Annotated in this window: 19 protein-coding genes; 15 read left to right on the top strand and 4 right to left on the bottom strand. The window is 48.5% G+C overall.

Annotated features, from left to right (window positions below):
• Positions 1 to 150 precede the first annotated feature (150 nt).
• The 4 genes from MJ768_RS04920 to MJ768_RS04905 form a co-directional block, all read right to left on the bottom strand.
• Positions 151 to 1,530, bottom strand: coding sequence for a hypothetical protein (locus MJ768_RS04920; RefSeq protein ID WP_239288502.1), 1,380 nt, complete (start codon positions 1,528 to 1,530; stop codon positions 151 to 153).
• Positions 1,531 to 2,577 carry a hypothetical protein gene (locus tag MJ768_RS04915; RefSeq protein ID WP_239288500.1) on the bottom strand — a complete coding sequence of 349 codons (1,047 nt, stop codon included), beginning with the start codon at positions 2,575 to 2,577 and terminating at the stop codon, positions 1,531 to 1,533.
• Positions 2,578 to 2,780: 203 nt separating this feature from the next.
• Entirely contained in the window at positions 2,781 to 4,247 is a 1,467-nt protein-coding gene (locus MJ768_RS04910; protein WP_239288499.1) for an undecaprenyl-phosphate glucose phosphotransferase, read from the bottom strand.
• Positions 4,187 to 5,350: a glycosyltransferase family 4 protein gene (locus MJ768_RS04905; protein WP_239288494.1), complete on the bottom strand. Its 1,164-nt coding sequence runs from the start codon at positions 5,348 to 5,350 to the stop codon at positions 4,187 to 4,189. Before MJ768_RS04905 ends, MJ768_RS04910 begins: the two co-directional genes overlap by 61 nt.
• 349 nt (positions 5,351 to 5,699) lie before the next feature.
• Between MJ768_RS04905 and MJ768_RS04895 the strand changes: the two genes are divergently transcribed.
• From MJ768_RS04895 to MJ768_RS04825, 15 genes are read left to right on the top strand one after another with little or no spacing between them, the layout of a single operon-like run.
• Complete coding sequence (locus MJ768_RS04895; protein ID WP_239288493.1) at positions 5,700 to 5,855, top strand: dTDP-4-dehydrorhamnose 3,5-epimerase family protein; 156 nt, start codon at positions 5,700 to 5,702, stop codon at positions 5,853 to 5,855.
• On the top strand, positions 5,852 to 6,739 hold the full coding sequence (locus MJ768_RS04890; RefSeq protein WP_239288492.1) for an ABC transporter permease: 888 nt from the start codon (positions 5,852 to 5,854) through the stop codon (positions 6,737 to 6,739). Before MJ768_RS04895 ends, MJ768_RS04890 begins: the two co-directional genes overlap by 4 nt.
• On the top strand, positions 6,729 to 8,051 hold the full coding sequence (locus MJ768_RS04885; protein ID WP_239288491.1) for an RNA-binding domain-containing protein: 1,323 nt from the start codon (positions 6,729 to 6,731) through the stop codon (positions 8,049 to 8,051). The genes MJ768_RS04890 and MJ768_RS04885 overlap by 11 nt, the downstream gene beginning before the upstream one ends.
• 14 nt (positions 8,052 to 8,065) lie before the next feature.
• Positions 8,066 to 9,490, top strand: coding sequence for an ABC transporter ATP-binding protein (locus tag MJ768_RS04880; protein ID WP_239288490.1), 1,425 nt, complete (start codon positions 8,066 to 8,068; stop codon positions 9,488 to 9,490).
• Positions 9,491 to 9,536: 46 nt separating this feature from the next.
• Positions 9,537 to 10,586, top strand: a complete 1,050-nt coding sequence (locus tag MJ768_RS04875) for a sulfotransferase domain-containing protein (protein WP_239288489.1) — start codon at positions 9,537 to 9,539, stop codon at positions 10,584 to 10,586.
• A 39-nt stretch (positions 10,587 to 10,625) separates the two neighbouring features.
• A complete protein-coding gene (locus MJ768_RS04870) occupies positions 10,626 to 13,103 on the top strand; it encodes a glycosyltransferase (protein WP_239288488.1) in 2,478 nt (825 codons plus the stop codon).
• Positions 13,104 to 13,117: 14 nt separating this feature from the next.
• The gene (locus tag MJ768_RS04865) at positions 13,118 to 14,176 is read left to right on the top strand and encodes a methyltransferase domain-containing protein (protein ID WP_239288487.1); all 1,059 of its coding nucleotides are present in this window, start codon (positions 13,118 to 13,120) and stop codon (positions 14,174 to 14,176) included.
• Between the two features lie 7 nt (positions 14,177 to 14,183).
• Complete coding sequence (locus tag MJ768_RS04860; RefSeq protein ID WP_239288485.1) at positions 14,184 to 15,278, top strand: glycosyltransferase family 2 protein; 1,095 nt, start codon at positions 14,184 to 14,186, stop codon at positions 15,276 to 15,278.
• A gap of 1 nt (position 15,279) precedes the next feature.
• On the top strand, positions 15,280 to 17,559 hold the full coding sequence (locus MJ768_RS04855) for a glycosyltransferase (RefSeq protein WP_239288483.1): 2,280 nt from the start codon (positions 15,280 to 15,282) through the stop codon (positions 17,557 to 17,559).
• Positions 17,556 to 20,024, top strand: coding sequence for a hypothetical protein (locus tag MJ768_RS04850; RefSeq protein WP_239288481.1), 2,469 nt, complete (start codon positions 17,556 to 17,558; stop codon positions 20,022 to 20,024). The genes MJ768_RS04855 and MJ768_RS04850 overlap by 4 nt, the downstream gene beginning before the upstream one ends.
• A complete protein-coding gene (locus tag MJ768_RS04845; protein ID WP_239288479.1) occupies positions 20,021 to 21,046 on the top strand; it encodes a glycosyltransferase family 2 protein in 1,026 nt (341 codons plus the stop codon). The genes MJ768_RS04850 and MJ768_RS04845 overlap by 4 nt, the downstream gene beginning before the upstream one ends.
• A complete protein-coding gene (locus MJ768_RS04840) occupies positions 21,043 to 21,837 on the top strand; it encodes a class I SAM-dependent methyltransferase (protein WP_239288477.1) in 795 nt (264 codons plus the stop codon). The genes MJ768_RS04845 and MJ768_RS04840 overlap by 4 nt, the downstream gene beginning before the upstream one ends.
• Positions 21,834 to 22,247 (top strand): GtrA family protein, encoded by a 414-nt coding sequence (locus MJ768_RS04835; protein WP_239288475.1) that lies wholly within the window; start codon positions 21,834 to 21,836, stop codon positions 22,245 to 22,247. Before MJ768_RS04840 ends, MJ768_RS04835 begins: the two co-directional genes overlap by 4 nt.
• Entirely contained in the window at positions 22,244 to 23,527 is a 1,284-nt protein-coding gene (locus tag MJ768_RS04830) for an NAD-dependent epimerase/dehydratase family protein (protein WP_239288474.1), read from the top strand. The genes MJ768_RS04835 and MJ768_RS04830 overlap by 4 nt, the downstream gene beginning before the upstream one ends.
• Positions 23,524 to 25,125 carry a GMC oxidoreductase gene (locus MJ768_RS04825; RefSeq protein WP_239288473.1) on the top strand — a complete coding sequence of 534 codons (1,602 nt, stop codon included), beginning with the start codon at positions 23,524 to 23,526 and terminating at the stop codon, positions 25,123 to 25,125. Before MJ768_RS04830 ends, MJ768_RS04825 begins: the two co-directional genes overlap by 4 nt.
• The last annotated feature ends 1 nt before the right edge of the window (position 25,126 follow it).

Raw genomic sequence — 25,126 nt, 5'->3', positions numbered from 1 at the left:
AAATTCGTCCTTATGTTCCTGCGGTTTGTTCTGACAAAAACCAATAGCGATGACGCAGTGTTCGCAATACACCAGCAGCAAGTCAATATTTCTCTTTCTCGACCGTGACCTTTAAATTTTACAGCCACAACCCATTTTTCGTCATGCCAATCACGTCAACTTTCGGCGGGTAGCCATGACCATCGGGAAACTGACAGCTTCCCTGAATAGCACCATCACATAAAACAAAAGCATGGGCACAATGTGCAATAAAGCGCGATTGATCGTAGTATAGTCTTCCACCCATGCTTGAACATGGGTAAAAAAGAAAACTACCGCGAGAAACGAAACAGCGCTGAGCAGCAGAACAGTCATACTTCTAAAAGAGGGGGCAAGAAGCCGCGGAAACGACAAAACAAGCGCCGCCGCTACCAGATACCAGAGTAGGTGCCAGTTGTCCATCACCATCATGTTTTGCCAAAATGGCTGCCACTCCGCCGCGAAGCGCAGATGCACGTGATAGCCAAACAAATGAAAATCTTTTTCTTCAAGAACAAACAAAGTTGCCACGCCTGCTACTGCCAGCACGGACGTCCCCACTAGCCCAGCACGCGGCATGAACACAATCAACAACGCGGGAAGAAAAGTCAACGCCCATGCAATGCCAGGTTGCTTGATCAAGATGCACCCTAACCCAAACAGCAATGCCATGGCCCCCTGCCAGAAATCGCGCTTCCTGGTCCAGTGAAAAAAAGCCATTGCTGCTAAGCCGTAAAACGCTCCCATATATAAATCCGCATATCCTGCCAAAGCCACATGAACATCCAGAATAGGAAGTGAAAGCAGGAAATAGGTAAACATCAGAGCAAACAATGGTGATACCTGCCATTGCCTGGCCTGACCATAAAATGCCAAGCCCAGGGCGACCGCGCATAGTAGCCAAGGCAAGTTCATCAGAGAATCGTCCCATCTGCCCAGGCTGTAGCTCATCCATACTTGTATTAGCGGTATGGCAGGAGGGTAGTGGGGGGCTGCATCAGTGTAAGCGCCTGCTAATTCGCCGCCAAGCCAAACGTCAGCGGGCACGAATGCAGCCAAGTGCCCAAGTTCATACCAAACTCGAGCCTTGGTCGCCCACTGCGACCAGGCATCCCAAGGAAACAGCGGACGCCACACAATCTCCAGCCCTAGCCCTGCCAGCCGTATCACAATAGCGGCCAACACGACGGCATAAACGATTTTTCGCCACCCGGCCAAGCTGTGCCAATCTGCTCCGGGCCGCCTGATTCGCCAAGGTTCCTTACGACCAAGCCAGGCACCGGCCACTGTCAATAATAAAAGTGCAAGACCAATACTGGAGAACCCAAGGCGGATTTCCAGCGCATCCAGCAAACGCATCACAAGCGTGGTTAATAATATTCCGCCCAGATAGCCATACCCCAAGAGCGTCGGCCATGTGATACCGGTGGCCCTGAGCCAAGGTGTACGCAACCACACTACCCCCAATAGCCAAGGCAAACACAAGCCAGCCACTAACGTAAATAATTCCATTTAACGCACCTTGAACAAAGCATTGCCCTCAGCCAAGAACAGCAAGTCGGCTTTTAGAGATTGTCCTTCACCCCACATTAATGATTGATGTGGACGGTCATATTTCACGCCCTTTTTTGCGAACAGGGCAATATAGTCCCCGGTTTTGATCTGCGATGCCGGAGGCAGGTCATTAAGAGCTAGCACGTTATGAGGATATAAATGGTAAGCGCCCTTTCCCCGCGAGTAGGCGTCATCGGAAAAATAAAGGATGCGGCCATTAGCAGGAGGCAACTTTGCTTTCACTTTCCTCATGAAGTCGAACAAGGCGCCGTCTTCGGCAGCAAGATGTTTGTCTTCCCAGGTTTTACCGGCAAATTGCTGGTGCGTCAGCTCCAGTTGCTGAAACAAGTTTGCCTGCCAACGGATATCCAGTGTGAACCAGCCGAGAAATACCATGCCCCACACCATGGCAACATTTAGGGGCATGATTTTTGCTATGGCCAAGATTAAATTCAAGGCCAGTGCCAGCAATATAATCGCGGCGATGGCTAAAACAGGAGGGACGTTTTTGTCGGTGGCATCTCCGTCTACAAAGTTGATCGAAGTTCCCTGCCATCGGTCAAGCGCAAACCATTTTTTCACCATATTTGGTAGCGCTCCTGGCAAAGACGCAGACTCAAGTGAAACACCATTTACCAAAATCGGCGCAGCCAGTGTTCCCTTAACAACGATAGCCAAGTCTATAATTTGCCCGCGCCAATTTTCGTCTGCCGCTGCTTCCAATGGTTCCAGACTATTAGCCGCCCAAACAAGCGGACGCACAAAAACACGATTCTCCGCCGTGCGCCACAAAAACTCCATTTCAACGCTTGGTGTGGCGCCTGAAACAGACCAGACAATGGTAGGGTAATCCTCTGCCTGAAAAACTGGCGGGGATAGTGAAGCAACAGCAATGCCCTGATCCGTCAGCCCCTTGATTACCAGTTTGCCCTGGTCGCTATAACCCTGGCCCTTGTTCAGGGTTAGTGTCGCGCCGTTCCAGCTTAAAGGCTTGGCGCCGCTCATCCATTTTCCTGGCCAGCTATGTTGAAGGTAGACAAGCGACAGAATCAATGCGCTCGCAAAAAATAGCAGAGGTGCAACTAGCCACTCCTGACGCAGGATCTTTTGAGAGGGTACAGAGTGGGGGTCAAGTTGGATGGGCATACCATAATATCTTCAATGAAAACATGACATAGCTGGTTTAAAATACATGTGAAACTTAATACTTAATGCGCATTTCTGCCTGTGATCATCATAAAAACCGTCATAAAAATAATTCGCAGATCGAACCATAAAGACCAGTTGTTAATGTAATACAGATCGTATTTTACTCGCATTTCCATTTTTTCGATCTCTCCCGTTTCGCCTCGCCAGCCGTTAACCTGCGCCCAACCCGTAATACCCGGCTTGACGTGATGTCGCAGCATATAGGCATCGATTTGCTGCTGGTAAAATTCGTCATGCGCCACCGCGTGCGGGCGCGGTCCCACAATCGACATATCACCCTTTAACACATTAAGAAACTGAGGTAATTCATCCAGGCTTGTGCGTCGCAGAAAAGCGCCAAAGGCTGTAATGCGGTGATCGCCGGGCATCGCTTGAGGCACTTTTTCAGACGGCTCGACATGATGCTTCATTGTGCGAAATTTCCAAACCCAGATGCGTTCCCCGTGCAACCCACCACGTAGCTGCCTGAAGAAAATGGGCCCCGGAGAACTGAGTTTAACCCCGATTATGATAAGCAACATGAGGGGACTAGCCACCAACAGAATTAATACCGCCAGAATTTTGTCCTCGACGGCTTTAACGATGCCTTGTACTCCAGACAAAGGTGATTCCATCAGATGGATGACCGGAAAACCGGCCACCTCGCCAATGGAATGGTTGAGCAAATGAACCCCGTAAATGTCTGGAATGAAGGTGACCTGCACCGGCAAATGACTCAAATGCGCCACCAGTGATTTGACTTGCTTATCGTGTTGCAACGGCAGGGTAATCCATACTTGATCAATACCAAGCTCCGCTACTTCTTGGGGAAGACGATGCAGGCCACCACGAACCGGAATGTCTTCAAACACCTGCCTCTGCATCCGCGGATCGTCATCATAAAAGCCTACTACTTTCAAGCCCGTCCACGGTGAAGCGGCGAGGCGGTGCGCCACATCTTGCCCAAGCTTTCCTGCGCCGGCGATAACGATAAAACGGAGATTGAAACCGCGGCGACGGAAAAAACGCAGTCCGAGTCGCAACACCACCCTGAAGGCGATCAAAGAGACGAACCCTGCCACTGCCCACTGGCCAATCCATATACGGGAAAAATCTGTGCTGGACTTGGTGGCAAATAGCACGATGATTAATCCAGCGCAAACTACCGTCCAGGCACTCGCCAATACCTGTATTTCAGCCCACAGACTGGCCCCCCGACGGGGGCGATATATATCGAAAAATGGAAACACTGCGAGGCAAAACAGAAACACACCGATTAGCACAAAAACGTAATTCCTCGGAAAATCCCAGGTCTCGAACCTGATCGCGTAAAGCATCATTCCGGTGGCTACCACCACAAAAGGGTCCAGGAAACGCTGGGCTAATTCAAGTATGCCAGCGTTTTCCTTGAGCAGGCTGCGCGAGTTCATGGCAACCACATCTTGTCCGGCGCGGCAGTCGTCAGTGACTGCTGGAATCGATGCCACTCATCTTCTACGCACGCCATAAACTCTGCACGAAATCTCTCGGGCGCAAAACGGCAGGCATTATTACGACAGGACACTGGCAAAATACGAGCGGCTTCCTGTTCAAAAGAAATCACTGCTGCTTTAATGGCTTGAATGGATTGCTCCGCAAAAAACACCCCGGTCGATTGTTCATCATCCAGGCCGCGAATTGTTTCCAGCACACCGCCCTTGCCATACGCAATTACTGGCGTACCACAAGCCTGTGCTTCTAATGGTGTAATGCCGAAATCCTCCTCTGCGGCAAATACAAACGCTTTGGCGCGCTGCATGTAATTGCACATAACATCATCAGGCTGATATCCCAGCACCGTTACATTTGGTCCTGCCTTCGCTCTCACTTTCTGCATTTCCGGTCCGTCGCCAATGATTACCAATCTTCGTTCCGGCATGGCCGTAAAAGCTTCCGCGATCAAATCAATTTTTTTGTAAGTCACCAGGCGAGAAGCTGCCAGATAAAAATCTTCCTTGTTTTCGCGTAAGGTAAATCTCGAAATTTCTACTGGCGGATAAATTACCGCAGCATCGCGGCGATAGGTTTTCCAAATTCGCCGTCTGATAAATTGTGAGTTTGCTATAAAGCAATCAACACCATTTGCCGTTCTCGCGTCCCATATTCGCATTTTGTGCAATAGCCATTTGGCGACCCATCCCTTTACGCCCTTGTCCAAACCCGAATCTCTCAAATATTGATGCTGCAAATCCCACGCATAACGCATAGGCGAACTAACATAACTGATATGAAGCTGATCCGGCCCTGTAATAACGCCTTTTGCGACAGCATGGCTGCAGGAAATTACCAAGTCATACCCGGACAGGTCGAACTGCTCGACAGCCAAAGGCATTAAGGATAAATACTGTCTGTATTTAGTTCTGGCGAAGGGCAAGTTTTGCACAAACGAAGTTGTTGCCGTTTTTCCCAGCAGAAAACCTCGTTCCCCCGGTGGGATAAAATCTACCACGCCATATAAATCAGCATTTGGATAGCATAATAATATTTGTTCCAGAACACGCTCGGCTCCCGCATAGACTGTTAGCCAATCATGAATTATAGCCACTTTCATTTTTTGCACTTTAATATTAGGCATCCAAAACCGTCTTCATCTCTTCCAAAATATACATGTGAGGATAGTTTGGCATGTGCTTTACAAGCCCCCATCATCACCAGCGGCCAGCCTTGGTTTTGAATTCACCGAAACACAACACCTCTTGCTCAATGGTGAAAAGGATGAAATCCTGTCGAAAATGAGACATGGCAAATAGATCAAAAATTTAGACGTGCTGCCATTATAATTATATGCTTTGCTTATGGAGAACTTTAGTGCGCGTAATCAGCATTAACCTCAACGGAATTCGTTCTGCCTGCAGCAAGGAATTGTTGCTATGGCTGGTGCAGCAAGAGGCTGACATTATATGTGTGTAGGAACTCAAAGCGCACCCGAATTCGAGCGCAGCATCGCCTGGAACGACCCCGCTATTGGCATCCAATGGCCCATTCAAGGCGAACCCACCTTGTACACAAAAGACCAACAAGCCAAGCCATTGGCAGAAGCGGAGCAATTCGCGTGACCCCCACTAACCGGCCCCTCACTTCGCTCTCCCCACTAACCCCTCACCAGGGAACCAACCCCCACGCCGCTCAACCCACATCTCTCGTGGCTCTGGTCAGAAGCCTCTGGCGCAACCGCCAGCTCATCGCGCAAATGACCAAGCGCGAAGTGGTGGGGCGCTATAAAGGCTCTGCCATGGGCTTGGCTTGGTCCTTCTTCAACCCAGTGTTCATGCTGACCGTGTACACCTTTGTCTTCTCCGAGGTCTTCAAATCACGCTGGGGAGTGGGTGGCGAAGAGAGCAAAACTCAGTTCGCCGTCGTGCTGTTTGTCGGCATGATCGTGCATGGATTATTTGCCGAAGTGCTGAACCGCGCTCCGGCCCTGATTCTTTCCAACGTCAATTACGTCAAAAAGGTAGTGTTTCCGTTGGAGACACTACCAGTCATTGCCATGGGCGCAGCATTGTTCCACAGCCTTATCAGCCTTGGAGTGTTGCTGGCTGCTTTTGTGCTGTTTAACGGTTATCTGCACTGGACGGCGGTTTTCACCCCGCTGGTGCTACTGCCATTAATCATGCTCACCCTTGGCCTTTCCTGGATGCTCGCATCCCTGGGTGTATTCCTGCGCGACGTCGGGCAAACCATCGGCATCATTACCACCGTATTGATGTTTCTTTCCCCCGTTTTTTACCCAGTGACCGCAGTGCCGGAAAGATTCCGTCAGTTCATCATGGCCAACCCACTCACCTTCATCATCGAACAAGCACGAGAAGTGCTGATCTGGGGACATTTGCCGAACTGGGTCGGATTGGGAATCTACACCTTGGCTGCTACAGTTATTGCTTGGGCAGGTTACGCCTGGTTCCAAAAAACCAGGAAGGGATTTGCCGATGTCCTTTGACAAATTGCTTCTTGCCGGCGAATCCCAAACGTTGGAATTCAAGACCAGTTTTGACAAAACCACGGTTGAATCACTGGTTGCCTTCGCCAATGCACAGGGCGGAAAAGTACTCGTAGGCGTTAGCGATGTCGGTTTGATTCACGGCGTAGCGTTGGGCAAAGAAACGCTCAATGAATGGCTGGGGCAGATCAAATCGGCCACCAGCCCATCCCTTATTCCAGACCTGGTGGCTGAGAATATCGATGGCAAAACCGTGGTGATCATTCATGTGAGTGAGTTTCCGGTCAAGCCAGTCAGCACCCGTGGACGGTACTTCAAGCGTGTGGCCAGCTCTAACCATCAACTCGGATTGGCTGAAATAGCAAACCTTTATATGCAATCACTTCAGCTTTCGTGGGATGCTTACGAGGCACCTAATGAATCCCTGGATGCATTGTCTTTGCCAAAAATTAATCGCTTCATTAGTCAAGTGAACGATAGCGGACGCTTTGCGCTAGAAAGCGAGCCGCTTGCTGCGTTGGAAAAACTCAAATACATCGTCAACGGACACCCCACTTGGGCGGCCTTGCTACTATTTGCCAAGGAACCCCTGCGTCACCACATTCATATTGGTCGATTCAAAACGCCCAGCATGATCATCGATGACCGCCAATTTACCGACACACTTTTTGAAGTGGTCGATCAGTCGATGAAATTCATCATTTCTTACATCAGCGTCGCGTTTGAGTTTGACGGTAGTCTCCAGCGTAAAGAGCGCTTTGCCTATCCGTTATCCGCCCTGCGCGAAGCACTGCTCAATGCGGTTATTCACCGCAATTACACCGACGGATCGGACATCCAGATCAAAATATTCGACGACAAAATCTCGATTTTCAGCCCCGGCACCTTTTACGGCGGCATCAGCGTGGCCGACATCCAGGCCGATAACTACCGCTCCAGCCTGCGCAACAAATTGGTTGCGGAAGGCTTTTACCTCACCGGCAACATCGAAAAATACGGTAGCGGCTTCATCCGAATTCGCAAAGCACTGCGCGACTACCCCGAGATCGAATTTGAAATCAAAGAATTTGCCGGCGGGGTGATGGTGACGTTTGCCCGGCGTGAGGGAGTAAATGGCGGAGTAAATGGCGGAGTAAATGGCTTACTCGCTTACATCCAGTCACGCCCGGGGCAGCGAGCGGGTGAAATGGCGACTGCCTTTAATTTATCGCGGCGAACCATTGAACGCTGGCTCAAACAATTAAAAGACAATCAGCTAATCGAGTATCGTGGTGCGCCTAAAACGGGTGGTTACTACCCAAAGAGCCAATAAGAGAATTGCCAGATATGATGAAACAAGCTACTGACCAGAGCATGCCCACTTGCCCCTCCCCTCTTACTACTCCCCAAGGTGCGGGCGACATCGCCATCCGCGTAAGCAACCTCAGCAAGTGCTACCAGCTCTACGACAACCCACGCGACAGGCTCAAACAGTTTGTCATGCCGAAGCTGTGCCGAGCCATACCAGCTCTGAGGAAGTTTTTCCCCGGCCCCTCGCTGCGCTCTCCCCACTCCGCACTTCCCACTTCCAAAAGTGATCCCACTTTCTATAAAGAATTCTGGGCACTCAAAGACGTGTCGTTTGAGATCAAAAAAGGCGAAACAGTCGGTATCATTGGGCGCAACGGCTCAGGAAAATCCACCCTGCTTCAACTCATCTGCGGCACGCTATCGCCTACCAGCGGGAGCGTAGAAACATATGGGCGTATAGCGGCGCTGTTAGAACTCGGCTCAGGGTTCAACCCGGAGTTTACCGGGCGCGAGAACGTTTATATGAACGCTGCTGTGTTGGGATTGAGCAAGGAAGAAATTGATGCGCGTTTTGATGATATCGCGTCATTCGCGGATATTGGTGATTTCATTGAGCAGCCCGTTAAAACTTATTCAAGCGGCATGTTCGTTCGGCTTGCTTTTGCGATTCAGGCGAATGTCGATCCTGAAATCCTGATTGTGGATGAGGCGCTGGCTGTTGGTGATGCCTATTTTGTGCATCGTTGTATGTTGCGATTTAACGAGTTGCAAAAATCGGGAACCACGATTTTGTTTGTTTCTCATGATGCAAGCTCAGTTCGAAGTCTCTGTTCTCGGGCGATGTGGCTGGTTGATGGTGGTATAAAGGAAGAGGGTGACTCATCCAGGGTTGTTGATACGTACCTCGCTCACCTATTTGGGCAGAGGGAAGTACCAGCAGGTTCGATATCGGTTGGTCGGGAAACACCAAAAAATGTGCATTTTGAAACATCAATACCCAATATTGATCGCCGCTTTGGGGATGAGAAATGTGAAATTCTTGGTGCAGGTCTTTATGATTTAGAAGGAAATGTAATATCAATAATATCAAATAATTCTTCAGTTGTTATTCGAGTTACTGCTATGAATAAAAAATTAGATGAGGATCAAAATTTAGTCTTTGGATATAGCCTAAGAAACAGAAATGGTGAAGATATCGCCAGTTCGAACTCTGATATGGAGCACACCAAAATTCTATCACCAAAGCGCGATCAACTTATTACAGTAGAAATTGAGATAAAACTACCATTGCTTTATCCCGGATCATATGCCTTCACGATTGGAGTGGCATATGAAGACATTGACCAAACAATAAAAATTGCTGATCGAATCATTAATGCAATTGTCTTTGGAGTAACAAGTTCGTTGCCCATGCATACTCCGTTTCGTTTCGATACTTTATTCAGAGAGGTGTCTCGATAATAAATGGTAACTCTTTATAATTAGCCCCATTTAATCTCCTTTTATTATGCATATTTCAGAATTCGGTCCAGCCACGATTTTCGTCGAAAACTTTATTAATATTCAACCCAACCAGCCAAGTAATATGTGGTTTCTAGGGACTGGATTTAACAATTCAACTGTTGTGTGTATCAACAATCGAATTTTAACTAAAACGGTAATTAGTTTGGACGGAACTCTGGCGACAGTGGAGGTGCCTCAAGACATCCTCACGCTTGAGCAGCAACTATATATTTTTTTGATTGATACACGTACTGATGTGCGTTCAAATATTGTAGAAGCAATGGTAACTTTCATTGGTCCAAAGAAAGTTTTTTTCTCGGAAGCTCCTTCCACTTTGGCCGCTAGGGGAAGGCACATTCTAATCAGCTGCTTTCCAAAAAGCGGCTCAACGTTACTTCTCAAATCCCTCTGTAAAATTACTGGTTTTCAAAACTGGCCAATGGTTTTTGAATACGGGGGAAATGAACAGGATCTATTTTTGCCATCCATAATTGATGCTTACTCAATGGATACAATCACACAGCAACATGTGAGAGCGACAGATACTAACCTAAGGTTGATAAAAAACTATGGTTTCAAAGTTGTAATCCTAACTCGAAATATTTTCGACACACTAATCAGTCTGCATGACCATCTTCTCTCAGAATCATTGGACATGCCAATGGGATATCTAAATGAAAATTATAGAACTCTCACATTTGAGCAGAGGCTTGATTTTTTAGTAGATGTTGTAACGCCTTGGTACTTGAATTTCTATGCTTCGTGGTCGCAAGTAAATACCTATTTGGATTCTAATGATTTTTTGTGGATCACTTATGATGAATTGATCAATGACAAAAATGGAACCATATTCCAGTTGCTTTCTAAGTTCGGTTTTTATGATGATAAAGAGAAAGTTTTGGGATCATTGGCGGAACTAAAAAGTGAAGACACTCGTTTGAATGTCGGAATATCAGGACGCGGCAGGAGAATGTTGAACGATTGTCAAAAAAAGAGAATTTTTGAAATCGCTCAACGCTATCCTGATATAGATTTTTCCTTAATCTTAAATTGATAATTTAATATCGCTTAATCAGGATCTCGATCTCAAAAAATGGCTGCCTATATGATATTCGACCAATACAGCCGCTATAAAGCCTGCTCAGACTTACTTCGCCAAACGGGTTTTGTCGCGGACAGTTCTGTCCTTGACGTTGGTAGCGGCCCAGAATGTCTACTTGGACAATTCATGCCGGAAGCAGCGATGACTTACGTTGATCCACTGATTCCGAGCGGATCCGGGCAAGGGCATATTACAGGCAATATATTTGTCAGAGAACTGGACGGGCAATCTTTTGATTTCGTGTCCGCAGTCGATGTATTGGAACATATCCCCTCCGAACACAGGCAGGCGTTCTTGGAGCGGATGTCGTCACTAGGCAAGAATACATTAATTCTCGGCTTCCCCACTTCGGACTCATCCGATGCGTTGGAGACGGACAAGGCAATCGACGATCAGTACAGCGCAATTTTTGGTCATGAATACTCTTGGCTGGAAGAGCATTACCGGTACGGGCTTCCATCCATGGCTGGAACTGTGGGGCAGCTAAGTCAATTGGGTTGGCATTGTCAGACAGTTGGTCACGGTCACGCGCCTTGGCTGCGAGAGTTGCTGGGCTTTGTGATTTGCGTGTGGGATATCCCAAGCCTGAGCAATGTCGTTCTAGCGATTAGCGAGAAGTTTAACCGCGAGCTATATCCTTATGATTTCCGTCCTCCCTACTATCGGCAATTTGTGATTGCTTCACGTAGTCCGTTACCGCACATAATCGCGCCCGTAACAAGCAACAACATTGAGGCGGCGGATGATGCCTTCCGGGTGCTAATGGAAGATGCGCAGCGGCAGTATTTTACCGCGAGTTTGCGGCAACTTGTCGAGCGCGATGCTCAGATTGCCGCACTTAACCAGAAGATTGAGGAAGTGTCTGTATGGGGAGCAACGCAGCAAGCCACGGTGGTCGAACGGGATGCACAGATTGCTGCACTCAACCAGACGATTGAAGAAGTGTCTATATGGGGTGCGACGCAGCAAGCCGCAGTGGTCAAAGGGGATGCTCAGGTCACCAGCCTCAACCAAAAAATTGAGGAGGTTTCTTGCTGGGGAAGATTGCAGCATGAGAAAAATATTTCTCTGGAACAGGCGCTTTCTGACAAGCAGGCTGAATTAATGAAAATGTCCGATTGGGCACATGGAATGATGCTGGAGCTTAATCGGCGCAATGCTTCTATCGTTTCCCGCTTTGAAAAATCAGCTAAACGAGGCGGTGTATTAGCCAGGAAAAAACTTGCACAGTCTTTCTTGGGCGACATGGTACGACATGTGCGGGACAGCCGTCATTTTCGCGAAAAGCGAGTATCGCTAGAGGTTATTCGGCAATCTGTTTTGGATAATCGAGGGAGACTGATTATTACCTTTCCGATTATCACTTGGGATTTCCGTTGGCAGCGTCCTCAGCATATTGTTTCGCGGCTTCGGAACCGTGGCTTCTCTGTATTGTATGTGGCCATGTCCCTTACAGCACTTGGCCACCGACTACGAGGCAGCAAGGAGGCTTTTACGCAGATTTGTTTCAATGAATTGGCACCGCACGTCAACCAGATATGGCTAAACAGTAGTAAGCAACTTAATATTTACACTGACCCTATCGAAGGTGATGATCTGCATAATATTTCGATAGGGCTTAATGCGCTTATTTCAGACTTGCGCCCCCAATCGATTATTTATTTGGTCCAGTTTCCAGGCTGGGGGCCCGTTGCGCAGGATTTGCAAAAAAAGTTGGGCGGCAAGGTTGTTTTCGACTGCATGGATGATCATGGTGGATTTAGTACAAATACGGCGCAGGCACTAAAAACTGAAGAAGTGCTGATGCAAAATGCCGACCTGGTTGTCGCATCTTCTAATTTACTGGAAAAACGGGCGAAGGTTCTAAATCCCAATACCATTCAAGTCAAAAATGGAACCGAATTTGATCATTTTACAAACCCGACTCAGAACGGATATCTGGACCACTTTTGCGATCGTCCGATAATTGGCTACTACGGGGCTATCTCCGACTGGTTCGATATGAAACTTGTGGCTCATTGTGCCTCGCAACGACCAGACTGGAATTTTGTCTTGATTGGCGCAACATTCGGCGCAGATTTACAGCCGGTCGAGGGCATGAAGAATGTACATTTCTTGGGGGAAAAGCCATATAAGGAACTTCCTGGTTATTTGGCGTATTTTGATGTGTGTACGATTCCTTTCAAGGTCATCCCGCTGACCTTGGCTACCAATCCAGTTAAATTTTACGAGTATCTCAGTTCGGGGAAACCGATTGTTTCGATTGAGTTGCCGGAGCTTCTTTCCTACCAAGAGGACTGTTACCTGGCTTGTAATCCGGACGAGTTCTTGGCACAGCTTGAGCGAGCTTATAATGAGCGCAAAGATGAGAAATTGATAGGGCGCAGACTAAAGCTTGCAAGTGAAAATTCGTGGGATGCACGGGTCAGCGCTATTTTGGAATCTGAAATTTTTAAAACTTATCTCTAACAAACCAAAAAATCATGAACAAGCCTGGCACACTTACTTTCAAATGCAATATATGCGGAACAATGTGCGAGGCTCAGGCGGCTGCGCTGTCTCGCGAAGAGGTTTCCTGCAAATCGTGCGGCTCAACCGTGCGCATGAGGGGAATGATGCATGCGTTATCGATTGCGCTTTTTGGGCGTGCGCTTACGTTGCCTGAATTCCCGGAAAGGAAAGACCTTCTCGGCAAAGGCATGAGCGATTGGGATGGATACGCAAAACCACTATCGAAGAAGCTGGGGTATATAAATACCTACTACCATAAGGCGCCAAAGCTGGATGTCACAAACATATCTCGCGATGATGAGCAGAGTGTCGATTTTCTGGTTTCCACCGATGTTTTTGAGCATGTTGCACCACCGGTGAGCATTGCTTTTGAAAACGCGAGAAAAATGCTGAAACCTGGGGGCGCCTTTGTCTTTAGCGTGCCTTATGGGCTGCAAGGAGAAACGCAGGAGCACTTTCCAAATCTTCATGAGTTTAAGCTAGAAACAAGAGATGACAAACGTACCCTGATTAACCGTACAAGAGACGGACGTATTGAGGAGTTTTCAGAACTCGTTTTTCATGGTGGCGAGGGTGAGACTATCGAGATGCGGGTGTTTTCAGAATCCGGGTTGCTGAAGGATTTGCAACAGGCAGGGTTCAATGATGTCCAGATCATGAAAGACCCCTATTTTGAGTTTGGGATTTATTGGCCTAGTCCTTGGTCTTTACCAATCATCGCGCGCATGACACACATCCCTGTTAAGGTATTAGACTGGGGACCAAAATCGATGAGTGTTGGTGGGGTTGTCAATCCGCAGGCTGATGGGCGATCTGCAATGTGGCTAAAGGTCGCATATGTGCGACCAGGGGTCAATTTGGAATTGCGTATTGGTGATCATGTTGCTGATGGGCTGGTAGTGACAGATGATTTGATAACCGGGCTCATTCCCTTCGCCGTCTTGAAAACTCAGAGCACTCAATCCGTTTCAGTTGCAGATGTTGATACAGGTAGTAGAGTACGTGTTGGTTTTCTGATGGTGGCGGAGTAATTTCAGCGTGAATCAATTTCTTACGAGCATAGTAGTGCTTTGCTACAACGGTCTGGAAGATACAACACGTCCCTGCCTGGAAAGCATCATAGCCAACACCCCTGTGGACAGCTACGAACTGATCGTAGTGGACAACGATTCGGCTGATGGAACAGCAGACTATCTGAAGACCTTCGCAGCGCAGCACGCAAATGTTCGTATTCAACTGAACGACACCAACAAGGGGTATGCGGGCGGCAACAACGACGGCATCAAGCTTGCTCAGGGCCAATATATTGTTCTGTTGAATAACGACACGCTGGTTCCTGGCGGATGGCTGGACAGGCTACTCAAGTTATTCAGCGAACAACCTGGTGTGGGACTGGTCGGGCCGGTGACTAACTCCGCAGGAAATGAACAGCGTATTGAACTAGAGGGATTGAACGAGAAGAATTTCGAAGAAATTGCCGGCGCCTATGTGGAGCGACAGAAGGGGGTGTGGTTCACTACCGAAAAGCTGGGATTTTTTTGCGTAGCGATGCGGCGCACGCTGCTAGAGAAGATAGGCTACCTGGATGAGAAGTTTGGCATAGGCATGTTTGAGGATGACGACTACTGCATACGGGCAAAGAAGGCTGGCTTCACGCTTGCAGTTGTCGAGGATTGCTTCGTTTATCACAAGGGTAGCGTGTCGTTTAAAAAATTAGCGACCAGTGACTACATTGAAATATTCAATAAAAATCGAAACTACTTTTTCGAAAAGCACGGCATCTTATGGACATATACGGATATAGCGTTTGGTATCTGGGTCAAGATGCGTGGCGACCTCACATCTGTCGAAAAGAATGGCGAAAGAGCAATCATTGAGCGAATTACGGGCCGTATCAACGATATGACCAATGCGCTTTATCAGTTGCGTGACGCAGAGCAGAGATCTGTGGTGATTGAAGGTAAAGCTCTTATTGAAGTGCAATTGGCAGAGAAGCAACGACTTTTGATGGAAATGTCCGACTGGGCAACCGGTTTAAAACAGGACAATGAGCGTATGAAGCGCGAAATGGATGAGATGTTGCGTTCGCGTTGTTATCGCTTATTTCGTTTCCTTCAAAGACGGGGCATTTAAGATGACAATGTTTCGCACGAGCATAGTGGTGCTTTGCTATAACGGTCTGGAAGAGACAACACGTCCCTGCCTGGAAAGCATCATAGCCAACACCCCTGTGGACAGCTACGAACTGATCGTAGTGGACAACGATTCGGCTGATGGAACAGCAGACTATCTGAAGACCTTCGCAGCGCAGCACGCAAATGTTCGTATTCAACTGAACGACACCAACAAGGGGTATGCGGGCGGCAACAACGACGGCATCAAGCTTGCTCAGGGCCAATATATTGTTCTGTTGAATAACGACACGCTGGTTCCTGGCGGATGGCTGGACAGGCTACTCAAGTTATTCAGCGAACAACCTGGTGTGGGACTGGTCGGGCCGGTGACTAACTCCGCAGGAAATGAACAGCGTATTGAACTAGAGGGATTGAACGAGAAGAATTTCGAAGAAATTGCCGGCGCCTATGTGGAGCGACAGAAGGGGGTGTGGTTCACTACCGAAAAGCTGGGATTTTTTTGCGTAGCGATGCGGCGCACGCTGCTAGAGAAGATAGGCTACCTGGATGAGAAGTTTGGCATAGGCATGTTTGAGGATGACGACTACTGCATACGGGCAAAGAAGGCCGGCTTCACTTTTGCAGTCGTCGAGGACTGTTTCGTCTATCACAAGGGCAGCGTGTCGTTCGGCAAGCTGGCTGCAGAGAGTCACTGTGCATTATTTGAGAAGAATAAAGCCTACTTTCGGGAAAAGCATGGTATCGAATGGACACTGACGGATATCGCCTTTTCTTATTGGGAAAAGCTAGATAGGGATTTGTTGGCTTATGTTAAGAACAGCAAAGTAGTCTCTCCTGAAATTGAAAGGATCATAGTTAGGCACGAAAACTTCAAACATTTGTTAGTGCAGGTTCACTATGTTGAATTATCCAGTGTTCCCTCTAATATTCGTGCCACATCTGGTCATCGTGTTGCCATACATGCGAAATGGCAAACTCGTTGGCACAATTTTAAACGTAATGTAATTTATGGAACCAATACCGAAAAATTGCGTTATATACGCATGGTATCTGGCAGGATTTTGCATCGATTTGGCTGCACCCGAGGGGCGAGGGTGCAGCAAGAAGCTCTAAAAAGGTTAAATGTCATACGTGAAACGCTAAATGGTCGGAAGTTGGTTATCTTCCCGGCAACGGTGGATTTTCACTACATGGCTCAACGTCCGCAGCATCTAGCGCGAGCCTTTGCCGAGGTAGGGTATGTGGTGATTTATGGTACGCTCAATGACCAAGTTGATAAGGTGGCCATCACTGAACAAGTTGCAGACGATCTGTATCTGCTGAACGAACATTACTTCACTTTTATTTCCCATGTCTTCAAGCCGGATGAATCCATTTACTACTGTCTCTGGCCCAATAACGTCAAGCACCTGAAATATCTGCCCTACTCGTATCTTCTGTATGACTATATGGATGAATTGTCGTTGCTCGAATTGCCATCAAATGAACTGGAACGCGATCACCTAACGATGTTGAATCGAGCGGACTTGGTGACTGTTTCTGCTGACAAGTTGATGGATCAATTGCCGAAGCATGTGTTACCCAAGGCGTTGCTGGTCAACAACGCGGTGTCTCACGAGTTCATTGATGCAGTTGATGCATGCGATCAGCCACCAGTTGAGCTGGAGGCTTTCAATGATCGTCCAATCTTGGGGTATTACGGGGCGATAGCCGAGTGGGTGGATTTTGATTTGTTGGACAACTTAGCTGAAGAATTTCCAGATTCTATCATCGTACTAATTGGCCCGGTTACGGCGAGCGTATCAAAACGGGTTGAAAAACTTTTGCAATGCCATGCGAATATTGTTGTGCTCTCCGCTCGCAAGCAGCTTGAATTGATACCGTTCCTCAAACGGTTTGATGTTTGCCTGATTCCGTTCGTAAAGAATGCGGTTACAGATGCGGTCTCACCGGTCAAGCTATTCGAATATTTCAGTGCGGGTAAGCCAGTGGTAACGACTAACTTGGCTGAGTGTTTGAAATATGCGCCGGTACACATCGCTAATAATCATCGACAATTTGTAGATTTGGTCCGCAATATTTTGTTAGGAACTTCAATGAAGCTGGATGTGGCGGCACGGCAATTTGCATTGGACAATACATGGAAGCATCGTGTTCAGCAGATAAGGTCGATGATGCAATTAAAAGATGCCTTGCCTGAATCCCCATTGCTTAAGGTAGACCAGAACGAATTGGAGGTTGAGCTTCAATCAACCCGCAAGGGGTGTATATTACTTTGAAAAATTTAACTGCAACACTTATATTGTTTTCTTTGCTTGTTGGCGCATTGCTAACCATTTGGGGGCTTGCGCATCTGCACTGGCCACAGGATTTGCCGTGGTCTGATAAGGGTGCGTTATTACGCTATGTTGGGTTTTTGTTTGTTTGTGCGGTATTGGTTTTTGCCGGCTCCTGGTGGAGCAGAAAGAGCGCGCTGCTCGTAGGGGCTGCTGTTGCTGTGGGTTTCGCAATCCTGGCTGGCGCGCTGTGGCCTTTGCTGGTAATGCTATGGTTTGCTGCTGCCTCCGCCATTTTTGGGAGATATATTCTTGCACTACTCAGTATAAGAACCGAGGAAGATAACTGGTTGGTTAGTTTTCTAGTTGGGGCAGGCACTTATGGCGCGGCGGTCGGGCTACTTGCCCATTTTCCTGTGAACTATCCAGGCGTATATGGTGTGGCTCTTTCATTGCCCCTAATACTAGGTTGGCGTGTGGTTGTAGAACAAGTTAAAAACCTTTTGGCTCTGGTGGCGCAAAGGAGCCATGCCGGGTTCAATGTTGATGGGCTTGATGTTGCGATTGCGGTTGTCGCATTGGTTTATTTCGTTGTTGCCTTGATGCCGGAAGTCGGATTCGACGCTTTGGCGATGCACCTGTTTGTTTCTGCGCACCTGGCACTGCGTCATCAATGGGGTTTCGATGCAAGCACCTATGTATGGGCAGTGATGCCTATGCTCGGGGACTGGATTTTTTCTGTTGGCTACATGCTGGCTGGCGAAACGGCGGCACGACTAATCAATGTGGGCTTTATCTTCATTCTCGGCTGGCTGGTACGAGGTCTTGTATTGTGGGCAGGTGGCTCGGCTATTGGTGCAAGGTGGGCAGTTCTTGTTTTCTTATCGACACCACTGACCTTTACTGAGGGTAGCAGCCTATTTATTGAATCGGTTTGGGCATCGTTTGTTGTTGCAGGTACATTGCTTGTTCTTAGAGTTTCTACAGCTTCGGGTAATCCCAAAGTTGAGTTGCCCGTTGCTGGGTTGCTTCTAGGGTGCGCGCTGGCTGCAAAAGCAGTGACCTTCACAATACTGCCCGTGTTGCTGTTGCTGCTGGTTTGGCGATACAGGTCGTGGTACAAAAATGCTGGCTTGCTGTTGTTGGTGCTTGGCCTAAGTCTTTTTCTGGCGATTGGCATCATCCCTTATGCGACAGCTTGGCGGTTGACGGGGAACCCCGTTTTTCCGCTGTTTAACAAGATATTCCAATCACCTTATTACCCCTCTGCCTCAAATTTTGATAACCCATTATTTAGTGCAGGCATTACGTGGGATGTTCTTTATCGTGTGACATTCGAATCAGGGAAATACCTTGAAGCTTATGCTGGAGCTTCGGGCTTTCAGTGGTTATTATTATTTATTCCTGCTTCGGTCACATTGATTGCACTTAGGCAGGTTAGGGGCGTCGCGTTGCTTTTGGTTGGAACATTTGCTGTTGCAGCGGTGTTCCATTCGCAGAGCTATTTAAGATATGTTTTTCCCTCATGGGCAATCTTGGTGGCAGCCATGGGTGTGGCGCTAAGTGCCGCATTTTCGACGAGATCGTTCATAAGAAATGGGTGGTATGCTGCGGTCGTGACTGCCGTGGCTTTAAATCTTCTGTTTTTAAATGCAGGTGCGTTTTACCGAGATTTTGCGCTCAAACCGATTCTTCATTCATCCGCCAGGGATAGGTATTTGCTGGATCGTTTGCCCATCAGAAATGCCGTTGAATTAGTCAATCACCTTAACATCGGACGAAAACCTGTGGCTGTTTTTTCTGCTCCCATGACCGCAGGTTTAGCAGCAGATGCGCTTTATCCAAATTGGTACAATTATATGTTTCAGGGAGAAATTGCCTCAATCCATGCAGAGCAGGATGTCACTAATATTTTACTGAAGCGGGGCGTCAATTTTATCATTCTGGATTCGAACTGGAATGGTGTAGGTGGAGTGAGGGGGCCGGAAACACGGGCTCTTATCGAAAAAGTAACTGAAAAGCTGGCGGAGTATGGCTTCCTTAGTATTCGAAAAGTCAAAATTGATTATAGTTTTAAAACTGAGTTGCTTGGCAATCCGGATTTCACATCAATCAAGGGTTGGGCTTTGGCTCCTGAGGCAAAATATGATGCTGCTACAGGCGTTGTTTTGACAAATGTTGCTTCCTCTGCGACTCAAGCAGTCGCGGTTTCTTCTGGCCGACGTTATCTGAATACCGTTATCGCTCGTTGCGCTAAAGAGCCGACATTGGGCCGTATTCAGATTAACTGGCTTGATGCCAATGGGCAGTTTGTCAGCACTGACATTCAGACCTTCGAGTGTTCCTCAGCTTGGGTTGAACATGCAATGGAAGTGACGGCACCGCCAAATGCCGCTAATGCTGTGGTTTATACTACCGGGCATACATCAATACCTTTAGAATTTAAAGGCAACTCATTGCGACAATGAATATTACGACATCAAGCCAAGAGAAGAATCAAGCCGACAGTTACATCGCTGTCGTTATTCCTTGCTACAGAGTCACACGGCACGTTATGGAAGTGATCTCCAGCATCGGGGATGAGGTGTGGCGGATATACGTTGTTGATGATGCTTGCCCGGATGGCTCTGGGGAATACGTTGAAGCGCATTGTTTGGATCAGCGTGTTCGGGTTGTTTATCACGAAAGCAACCAAGGCGTGGGCGGTGCTGTGATGACGGGTTATCGTGCAGCTATTGCCGACGGTGCAGTGGTGATTGTCAAAGTAGACGGGGATGGGCAGATGGACACAAGCCTTATCCCCAACTTCATCGAGCCAATCTTGGCTGGAGAGGCCGATTACACCAAGGGTAACCGCTTTTTCGATCTCGATGAAATTCGAGCCATGCCCAAAGTGCGCCTGTTCGGCAATGCAGTATTGTCATTCATGACGAAGCTTTCATCCGGCTACTGGGATTTGTTTGACCCCACCAATGGCTATACGGCCATTCATGCCGACGTTGCCAGGCATTTGCCCTTTTCGAAAATCAGTCAGCGCTATTTCTTTGAAACCGACATTTTGTTCCGGCTTAATATATTGCGCGCGGTGGTCATTGATGTGCCCATGAACGCCAAATATGGCGATGAAGAAAGCAATCTTAAAATTTCAAAAATCATGGGTGAATTCTTCGTCAAGCATGTACTGAATTTCATGAAGCGAATTTTTTATAACTACTATTTACGCGATCTATCCATGGCGTCGATAGAGCTGCCTTTGGGCTTGGTGCTGCTAGTAGCAGGCACTAGCTTTGGTGGGTATCACTGGCTTGAGTCGGCGCGTGAAGGGGCTGCTACACCAGCAGGCACTGTCATGCTGGCTGCACTACCCATTCTTATGGGAACGCAATTTGTGCTGGCGTTTCTGGGTTATGACATTGCATCGGTGCCACGCAGGCCGAGGCATAGGGGACTTGGTATGCGGCGTATTCCGGTTAAGGGGGGAAGAACATGAGGCGACTGCTTGATTTTCTGTGCGACCCGCTTCTCGTCGGCATGGATGTCGACGGGGAGAATCGCTTGGCACTGCACCGCAAAATGCTTGAGAAAAAGCGCATGTTGCGAGAGGTGTTCACCGAGTTTCATCATTTGTTCAGGAAGCTAGATCGTCAGTTCTTGTCTGGCGATGGTATCAAGGTTGAGCTGGGTTCTGGTGTTTCGCCGATGCGGGATTCTTATCCCGAAGTGTTGGCTACCGATATTGTTTACGCTCCCCACTTGGATCGGGTAATCAATGCGGAAGCAATGGATCTCGCGGACAGCTCGGTCAGAGTAATGTATGGACAGAATTGCTTTCACCACTTCCCTCACCCAGATGAATTCTTGCGTGAACTGGATCGAGTGCTAATTCCCGGTGGCGGCGCCATTTTACTTGAACCCTACTATGGGCCGCTTGCAACATTCCTGTTCAAACGACTGTTTCGCACGGAGGGTTTTGATAAAACCTATCAGTCTTGGGAAACGCCGGTGTCAGGCCCAATGAATGGCGCAAATCAGGCACTTAGTTACATCGTGTTTATTCGCGATCGAAATGAGTATGAGCGAAAACATCCGTCACTCAGAATCGTGCACAATGAACTAGCTGGGAATTATTTGAAATACCTGCTCTCTGGGGGGTTGAACTTCCGGCAGCTTCTGCCGGATTCATTCACTGGGTTTGTAGGGTTGTTGGAAAAGTTGATTTCTCCGCTCAATAGATGGATCGCGCTGCACCACATCATTGTTATTCGTAAGGTAGTTGCATGACTTTCGTGCGGTATGTCGCCATTCAACTGCTGGCCTATGGCATAGATATGGGGCTATTTCTGATCGTTTTAAAATCAGGATTGTCTGGGCCGATTATGGCAAATGTTTTGGCTAAACTTGCCGCAGGGATTTTTGCTTTCATTGTCCATAGAAATTTTACTTTTCGTGTTGCGGAAAGCTCTGCCATAAGACCTCAGGCTATTCGATATTTTGTATTGTTGGCGCTAAATATTCCTGCGGCTTCAGCGATTCTCGCACTGCTGCTTGTATGGATTGCCGAGCCAGTTGCTGCGAAATTTATTGCTGATATTATTTGCGTTGCTTTGACTTATGCTTTAAGCAAGCACTTTATTTTCACTGGGCAGCAGAAACACCCAGAGAGGAAAAATTCCACTGGAGTCGGTGTATGAGGGTGGTGGTGACCGGTGCCACGGGCTACATTGGATCGTGTCTGACTTGTCTTGCATCGAGGCGCGGCCATGACGTTGTAATAGCGTCTCGTCAAAGACCATCAACTTTTCCGGCATCATGGCTTCCTTTTGATTTGTCATCAGACAATTCGATCGTGTTTCCCATAAATACAAATGCCGTTGTGCATCTTGCGGCCAATACAACATACACCAATCGTTTGAAAAATGAGTGCGAGCTAGTTGCCGCACAAAGGTTAATTAAGTCTTCCCGGGAAGTGGGTGCAAAATTTATTTTTGTATCCAGCCAAACAGCGCGGGCTGATGCACCGACCGCCTATGGACGAACAAAATGGCATATTGAACAGGAGGTGTTGTCTGCTGGTGGTTGGGTGGTTCGGCCAGGGCAGGTCTATGGTGGGGAGTTACGCGGACTGTTTGGGATGCTGGTCAAGACTGTCCAGCAATTATCGATACTCCCTGCGTTTGTGCCGACCCCCAAGGTTCAACCGATTCACGTAGATGATCTCGCAGAGGGTCTGCTGCGAATTGCCGAACGGGGTGATGTTCCTCCCGGCGTATATTGCCTTGCCGCACCTGAACCTATCTCATTCTCAAAATTTCTTGATGGGATTGCCAAATCACGGCTTCGTTGCTGGCGAGGATTTGTGCCTGTGCCAGTCGTGATTATCAATGCACTTGCTGCTGTCCTGGGCGAGGCATTGCGAACTCGGCTAGGGCTGGAACGCTTGCGTTCACTTTTCGACTTGCCTGTCATGGAGACTGCATCTGACCTCAAGCGGCTTGGACTTACGCTGCGCCCACTACATTCCGGGATGCATCCATCAGGTAATGATCGAAGAAGATGTTTGCTGCGGGAGGGGCGGGCACTGCTTATTTATGTATTGAAAGAACCACCGGGCAGTGCTGTCTTGCGCCGCTACATTTGTGCAATAGAGCAGTTGCGCGGTGGGCAGGCATTGGGTCTGCCCAGGTTTTTTCTGGGTTATCCCATTTTCTTGTCGTTGCTTGACAAGTCCGTATGGGCTAGCAAAACGGCATCGGCAGAATTTTCTTGGCGGCTGGATACCGCGACCATGCTGGCTGAGGCAACTCCAACTGGGGCTTATCGCTTTCTCGGCCTTGGCCATGAACACGGGGTGCTAAGTAGTTTGTTTTCGATGACGAGCGCGGTGGCATGCGAGGTATTCTGGCGAATGTTACGGGTGATCTTTTTCCCGCTAGTCCGCCTTGCCTTGGGGCGTGCGAAGGGAGCTTTGTGACCCCCGATTTCGACATCATCATCGTCGGCAGTGGCCCCTCTGGGGTGTCAGCGGCCTTTCCACTGGTGAATGCTGGCCTTCGCGTTTTGATTGTGGATGGAGGCAAACAGCCTGGCGTGCTGCCGCCAGAAGCGGATTTTCTTTCAGCACGCATCAACGACACCGAGCAATGGAAGTGGATGGTCGGTGGGGATTCCCATGCGCTGAAGAAGCGTGATGCTGTTTCGCCGAAGCTGCGGGTGCCTTCGCATGCCTATGCCTTTGAAGAGTTCGAGGCACGCAACCATGTCGTAGGAAAAAATTTCATCACGGTCGGCTCGTTGGCAACAGGCGGCCTGTCGAATGCCTGGGGATGCGGAGTGGCTCGTTTCTCGGCTAGAGAAATCGCTGCGTTTCCATTTCCCGCATCTGACCTGGATGTTTCCTACGCAAAGGTCAGCCAACGAATCGGCATCAGCGGAAGAGTTGATGATGACATGTCAGACTACTTTGGGCTGGATGATTACTCGCAACCACCGATACCGATGGATGCGCTGCATACGCGCTTGTCTCAGCGTTATTTGAACCACAGGAAAAAACTTCATGCGCAAGGATTCAGGCTGGGGCGGTCGAGAGTTGCTGTACTAAGTGAAGATACCGCTAGTCGTCAGGCCTGCAATCTCTCGGGGAACTGTTTATGGGGATGTCGGCGGCACTCGATGTATTCCTCAACAGGCGATCTGCCGAGTCTTCGCAAGCATGAGAACTTTAGTGAACTTTCTGGCTTTGTGGTGGATGGATTGACCCGCTACGACGGCTATTGGGCTGTGGAGGGCCAAACATCTTCGGATGGTGAGCGAAGATCAATTACTGCAAGCAGGATCGTTCTGGCTGCCGGCACACTGGCTACTACCCGAATAGTGTTGAAAACATTGAATCACAGGCACCCCGTTCCATTGCTATCATGCCCGACTGCTGCGTTCATGCTTTGGCTGCCGCGACTATTGGGCGCTCCGAGGATGCCTGGGTTCGGGTTGGGTCAATTGTCTTTTTCCCTGAATCTCCAAGACACCATCACCGCTTTTGGCTCTACCTTTGCAACGACAGGTATTCCGTTATCTGAGTTCGTGCGGCACGTACCACTTCGGCGGCGGTATGGCATTGATCTACTACGGGAGCTATTGAGTTCCTGTGTGGTTGGGAATGTCTTCTTGCCGGGCCATTTGACTGCCGCAGAGGCCGAATTACAGCCGGATGATTCCCTGAGCGTGACGGGTAAATATTGCAATGCCGTCGTGCCACTTATGGACGAGGCCGCCAAGAAGCTACGCAAGGCATATTGGAGTATGGGTGCCGTGTTACTGCCAGGCAGCTTTACGATCGGCCCCCCTGGGGGCGACATTCATTATGCAGGGACGCTTCCGATGCGAGAGTCACCGTTTATCGGGGAGACATCGCAGCGTGGTGAGGTTGAGGGACTTGACGGGATTTTTGTTGTTGATGGAGCTTGCTTGCCAACGCTTACAGAGAAATCGCATACGCTTACAATCATGGCGAATGCTGACAGGATTGGAAGACAACTGGCTACAGTTTTAGCAATGGAAAGCCTTCACGGTTAAT

Origin of the sequence: Candidatus Nitrotoga sp. 1052, from assembly GCF_927312905.1 — a bacterium.
Taxonomy (GTDB): Bacteria; Pseudomonadota; Gammaproteobacteria; order Burkholderiales; family Gallionellaceae; genus Nitrotoga.
This window is presented reverse-complemented; position numbering and strand designations above follow the sequence as displayed.